The organism is Bacteroidota bacterium, assembly GCA_030706565.1.
Classification (GTDB): domain Bacteria; phylum Bacteroidota; class Bacteroidia; order Bacteroidales; family JAUZOH01; genus JAUZOH01.
The window spans coordinates 1-5363 of sequence record JAUZOH010000267.1; the positions used below are offsets into that span (position 1 = coordinate 1).

3 protein-coding genes are annotated in these 5363 nt (G+C 40.8%); all 3 read right to left on the reverse strand.

Annotation, left to right across the window (positions count from 1 at the left end; translation table 11 throughout):
- Window positions 1–160: 160 nt before the first annotated feature.
- Window positions 161–2035 carry a heparinase II/III family protein gene (locus tag Q8907_12245; GenBank protein ID MDP4275041.1) on the reverse strand — a complete coding sequence of 625 codons (1875 nt, stop codon included), beginning with the start codon at window positions 2033–2035 and terminating at the stop codon, window positions 161–163.
- A gap of 276 nt (window positions 2036–2311) precedes the next feature.
- Entirely contained in the window at window positions 2312–4372 is a 2061-nt protein-coding gene (locus Q8907_12250; protein MDP4275042.1) for a right-handed parallel beta-helix repeat-containing protein, read from the reverse strand.
- 324 nt (window positions 4373–4696) lie between these two features.
- A partial coding sequence (locus tag Q8907_12255; protein MDP4275043.1) for a DUF4466 family protein occupies window positions 4697–5363 on the reverse strand: 667 nt, incomplete at its 5' end.

Consider the following 5363-nt stretch of genomic DNA (forward strand, 5'->3'; position numbering starts at 1 on the left):
ATGCAACTGGGCCAGGTCGTCAGAATAACTACTTTTTATTTGTGAATATCCATTGGATAAAATTGAAAAACAAAGGAAAGACAAAACCAAATACCTACTTAAAAATTTCATATTGAAAATGTTATTATGTTATCAAAAAGAAAAAATATGCATTTATTTATTACCATGCTGAAAGCGGGGTAATATCCATAGAAAAATTATTTTCTGTACCCGACCATTGGGGGAGCATCAGTATGGCGACGGTTATTTTCCCGGCAGCAGCATTGGTTTTAGCCCACAATCTTTGTACCCCGAGGTTTTCTTTTTGCGGAGCTGCCTGTTGGGCAGAACCAGCAGTAAAGGAAGCGTCAGAAGGGGATAGTATTTTCAGGGTCATTTTTTGACCCTTAAGTGTGAGCACAGCCTGTTGAGAATTAACCAATACTATGGTGGCATCAGTAGTGATACCCCAGGATACTTCGCAAGCTTTGGAAAGCGTAAATTCATCCTGTACAAGTATGGCTTTACGGTTGTCTACCACTTTAAATCCACGTTGAGCTGAGCTTGCAAAGTCTTTATAGGCCGAAGTGAAATCAATAATGGCAAAAGGTTCAGCTACCCCTGTTGCATGCTTTATGAAATTTGAGGTAGCATAAACATTCTGATTTTTATTGCCCAATACCGGAACGTTATGACTGAAGGAATTCAGCCGGTAATAAGTCCAACGAAGGCTGGTTGCACTCATTCCAAAATAATCAGGAAGATTATAGTCATCCGATCCCAGGTCACGGACCCATCTCACGCCCAAAGCATCCATTTCGAAGTTCCCCAGATCAAGATGCCCATGATTTACCTGGTTATATCCGGCTTTGGCGCCAAGAAACAGAGCATTCGGATCATTCCAGGAACTCCGCGAAAAAAAGAGAGGAACTTTTCCGTCGAAATACCTGTCGAGATCACAATTTAAGGAAGAAGAAGTATTGGGTTGATACCAAATAATATGAAAAACGTTGGCGGTTCTGGTGTTCAACTGGTTTTCGATAAAATCAGAAATCTGGTTTTCATGATAAACCGACGAAAGCCACATGCAGGCATGAGGAGCGCTTAATTTTGAAAAATCTCCTACATCTGCATAATTGAGCATATAACCGGTAGGCCCGGATGCATATACCGGGAAGTATCCGGTTTCAGGCATTCCATCATATTTGGTCAGGTTAAAAGTACTATCCAAAGCAGTTTGTAAAGCCGACAGCCCATACGCAGTGTAATCGGTGGCATAATCCCAATAGCCGGGCCCCTCTTCCCAAACGCCATCCGGCCCATAACTTTTCAATGCATAAGGCAAACCCTGCAGGGCATTCGTCAATATATTGGAAGCATCAACGGGATTGGATTCCGCAACAGCCAGAGCCCCGATTAACAATCCACTATTGCATACCTGATTCCAATTAAAAGTCGAAGTTTTCCACCAGGCATTGGAGAGGTAAGCCTTTTTGCCTTCGGCAAGCCCTAACTTTAATAATCCGGATTTAATAGTTTCGCGGGTTTGCTGATCCATGTAATTATACAACCAGTCATATCCGATGGCCACGGCATGGGTCATTTCAGCAACGTCCAAAAAATGGGAAGGGTTCCAGTCGGCAAAAGCACAAACAGTTTTCATATTGTCAACTGCCCCCTTGTAACAACGGGGATCTCCTGTCCAACGATAGGCAAAAGCAAGATTATAGACCCTGCTCAGGCATTCCCTACTCTTGTCCAATAACCTGGGGCCAATCAATATATGTTGAATGGGTGCTTTGGTAAGATCTTTTTCTGCTTGAGCCAACACGTCATTCACATATTTTTTTAATCGAGTATCCGTTAAACTCAATGTTTTAAGTTCCTTTAAACGGGCATCGGTGAGCAACAACCGGGGATGATCGATCTGTAAGGTACTCAAGATCCCACTAAATGAAACTTTTTGAGGGGTATCATCATGTTTACAGGAAGAATTAAAAAAGACCAAAAAGATGACGGTGAAATATAACAAATGCCAATTTGAGATTTTTTTCATTTTTTTAGGTTAAGAATTTTAGGATAGTTTATTCTTTTCATTTAAAACAAGGTACAGGTATGATCTTAATTTTTCTAAAATTAACAGGAACAATTCTTGGTGAAAAGACTGTTCCCGATAAAAGCACAATATAACAAGCTATATTTCAATTATATGAAAGATTAGTTTTGAAAACTTTTTATAAAAATTTATCCGCTAAATATAACAAACGTTTTCAATCAAACTAATCGATATATCTTGCAATAAAGCTAAAAGAATCCCTTCAACCAATAAATGTTATTCCATCACAATATATTTATCTGCAATAATTTTCTGCTGTTCAGTGCGGTTACCGTTTCTAACCAGTGTGTTATTCGTGGATTTTATGTGCCGGCAGTCGTAGGCTTCAATTCCATAACCGTTATTAAAATGAATCAGGTTATTGACAATATCAACATTACTGGAGCCCCGGGACAAAAATTCCACCATTACTCCGCTTCTATCGTTGGCTTCAATAAAATTCCCGGATACAGCAACCTGATCACATTCATCAATCAAAATACCATAATAGGCGTTTCTGGCAATCTCACAGCTATCGATTTTCACCTGTTTACAATGATCCAATGAAATACCGCTGCCGAAGGGTGATGTATCCATCCTGCAGTTGTCCACCTTCACATTTGTACAGTGAGTTAACAGAAGATTATGCTCAAGCTTAGGGCCAGGAATCACATTTGAACCATTTTCGTCGAAGTTACAGCCAATAATGGAAACACCTTCAGTCCCACTGATAAAAACCCCGTTATAGGTACAATTTTGGACGGTAATATTTGTAAAATTGATGTTCTTCATCTGTGCCTCTCGGTTTGTAAGAAATACTATTCCCCCTCTATTACTGAGGCTTCTAAAAGACCTGCTGGAATTTGGGTCCGTCCCGGGATCAGGCTTCAAAGCTCCTTCAACAACCAAATCCCGGATAGTGACATCATGTAAATCATGATCCACATTGACAATTGCATCCCTTGCCCCCGAGGCCGGATCGAGAAAGAGCACAGTCTGAATCCCTTCGCCGGCTAAAGTAACTCCACTTGGAATTTTCAGGGTATTGGGCAGAGTATGAAGGCCGGCTTTTGCGATAACCCAGCGTCCCGTTCCGGCTGAGGCATCCAGGGCTTTTTGGATTGATTCCCCCGGGTTCACAATCACTGCATCAGAAGGAGCTTTCAAAGTGGCTGCAACCATGGCCCCTGTAGGATAGGCAACAGTGCCAGGTTTTGGAGTGCCACTATTTTGAATGCCCTTCCCCGAAGGAGCACGAAAGGCAGTAAGGACACTTCTGGTGGCCACAGGCCGGATGGAATCGGCCGCTATCTTTGTATAAGGCATTTCTATACCTTTTGAAGTATAATGCCTGTATACATATTCGTAATTATCGGAGAATTTTCTCGCACGTTCTGAAATAATCCCATAACAATGAGGATTTACTCCTGAAAGGAATTTTGCCGTATATTCAAACCCCAGAGCAATTCTATTGTCAGCAATTGAAAAAAGATCAACACCCTGCGTATAGGCCACCCGGGCAGCTCCCGCAAATTCGCCCAGGCCAAGTTGAACATGTCCCTGGTCACGGGTACTCTCCTGACATTGTCCGTTTGGATAAATATATTTGAAAATGCTGCCATTCCCGGAACCATACAAGAAATGACAAACCGCGTTGTTAAACATCTCGTGATTATCGGTAAAAATACCAATTGCCATAATAGAATGAATAATTGCCCCATCCCAATTGCCATTGGCCAACGGATAATAATACCTTAACAGGGGATAGTAAACAGTCATCAGCATATTGCTAAAATTTTCAATATCTGAGGGTTTCCAGCCCGAATTGGTATAACGAAGAATTTCAGCCGCATTGCATAAGACATGTCCGGTCCACCCGGCCAGCAGTTTGGCATCATTGTAATCAAAATCCCAGAGTACAGGCGACCAGGCATTAAGGATTTCTATCGCTTTTTTAGCATACGCCTTATTAGCGGTAATATACCAAAGAAGGGCACAGTTATATGCCAGGTTTGCACCTTTCGAGAGGTCATCCCCACCGATATTAGGTTTTCCATAAGGACCGCGTTGAACGTGAGCGTATGGCTTCACGGCAAAATCAAGATCTACAGAAGCCTTAAGACGGTCAAAGGCTGGTTTCCAGGGATTTTCTCCCGAAAGTACCTGTTTTTTCATGTAAACTAGGTCATCGGAAGTCTGGTCGATTCCAGGATGTACAAATTCCTGAGCGTAAACATATCCGGGCAACATAGTGCTTATGCCCAAAAACAACATCATTATAAAAAGATACTTATTCATTATTCAGTAGATTGGTTTTTATTAATTATTCTTTGCTTGCTTTAAATTTAAAGGATGAATCAGGTCACTTTTTCGGGTGTTCATGAAAATACAATAGAACAGGACCAACGACAAGATTTTGATTATCTTTTATTTCCACAGCTTTATGTACAAATATTTTCAGGATTTGATTTGAATTTCTGTTGGTTCAGGATTCCGGGTGAAAAATAAACATCAAAAATGGAAGAGTAAAATAAATTTACAGGAAGTTATATGAGGTTGAGAGAAAAAAATAAAAAAGCCATTGTGTCTTCAAAAAGCAAGACACAATGGCAATGAAATTCATTAAAGTGTATAACGCTTGATACTGATTGTCATACCTGCAGGACTGTTAGAAACAGAATTAACATAAATATAGGCTCTGTACTTACCATCAGCAGTTTCAACCCATGCTCCGGCCTGAGCTTTCATATTAATTGCATAATTAGGCGCAGTTGAGAGATCTAATTTCTGAAAATCCAGATCATCAATAAAAATACCGTATTGCAAACGGGCTAGTTGTTGATCTCTTAATCCCCATGCCTTTGAAATTTTTGTACTTCTGTTTACCCCTGAGGGAAGAGTAATTCCCGGAAGATATTGAGGATCGGCAGCTGGAGAAACCAGAGCATGTTCAAAGGAAATTCCGGTGATGGACCTGTAAAGATAAACGAGATCAATATTGCCTGCATGGGTGACGGCATCTGCAGCATTATAAACGGCCATGTCTGCAATGGAAATATAACAGGCGCCATTATCTTTCACCGGGATATCAAGAGACATATCCATTTTTGCAATTGAGTAAGGGCCCATAGAATACGATACAGTTTCGCCATTACTACCCTGAACCGTAAATTTAAAACTTACCGTTTTACCACGAGCCTCTTCCGGAATTTTATAATAATACCGTAAGGTTGCCGCACAGGTATCTTTGGTGAATGTTTCAACGGTTTTCGTACCGGTGGTAACAGAA